At 76.7% G+C, this 871-nt stretch carries 1 protein-coding gene; it reads left to right on the top strand.

What is annotated here, in order from left to right:
- Nucleotides 1-705 (top strand): LamG domain-containing protein (locus G5C65_RS37855; RefSeq protein WP_420903413.1); only part of this gene is annotated, 705 nt, incomplete at its 5' end.
- Nucleotides 706-871: the final 166 nt, after the last annotated feature.

The raw sequence follows: 871 nt of genomic DNA, 5'->3' as shown, positions 1-871 counted from the left end.
CCCCCGCTCCGCCCGGTGCCGCGGGGGCGCGGGGGCCGCGTGCTCGCCGCCGTCGCACTGGCCCTCGCGCTGAGCGCGCTCCTCGCGGTCGCGCTCGGCCGGTGCGGCGGCAGCGACGACGGCGGCGGCGGGAGACCGCCGTCCGCGTCCTGGGCCGACGGCTCCACCCACGGCCGCTGGTACTCGGTGTTCAACGGCCACGGCACCACGACGGGCGACGACGACTCGCTGACCCTGTCGCCGCGCGCCGCGCAGGACCCCAGCACCACGCACGCCGCGCTGGCCGTGAGCACCGCCTCCTACCGCGACCTGACCTACCGGGCGCGGATGCGGACGGTGGAGCAGCTGCGCGCCCCGCGCCCGAACCCCTGGGAAGTGCCGTGGCTGGTCTGGGCCTACACCGACCCGGAGCACTTCTACTACGTCGCCCTCAAGCCGAACGGCTGGGAGCTCGGCAAGCGCGACCCGGCCTACCCGGGCGGCCAGCGCTTCCTGGCGACGGGCCGGGAGAAGTACCCGGTGGGCCGCGCCTACTCGATCCGGGTGGAGCAGCGCGGGGCCTCCCTGTCGGTGGAGGTGGACGGCGAGCGGCTGGTGCGGTTCACGGACGGCGAGCGTCCCTATCGGCAGGGCAGGGTGGGCGCTTACACCGAGGACGCCACCGTGCGGTTCGAGGACGTGGCGGCGGACCGGTCCCGGCGCTAGCGCCAGTGCCGTGGTCGGGTAATCCGGCGGATCTTGCCGGGCAGGGGCTGCCCCTTGCCGCGCGTCGCGGGCTGCGGGTATGTCGTGGCTGGTCGCGCAGTTCCCCGCGCCCCTGAAGCGCCCCTGCGGGGCGCCAGGGCGCGCCCCGCAGGACACGGGCCGGGGC

The sequence above is a fragment of the Streptomyces boncukensis genome, from assembly GCF_011045075.1.
GTDB lineage: Bacteria > Actinomycetota > Actinomycetes > Streptomycetales > Streptomycetaceae > Streptomyces > Streptomyces boncukensis.
Note: the sequence above shows the minus strand (reverse complement) of the source record. Positions and strands in the feature narration are given on the sequence as shown.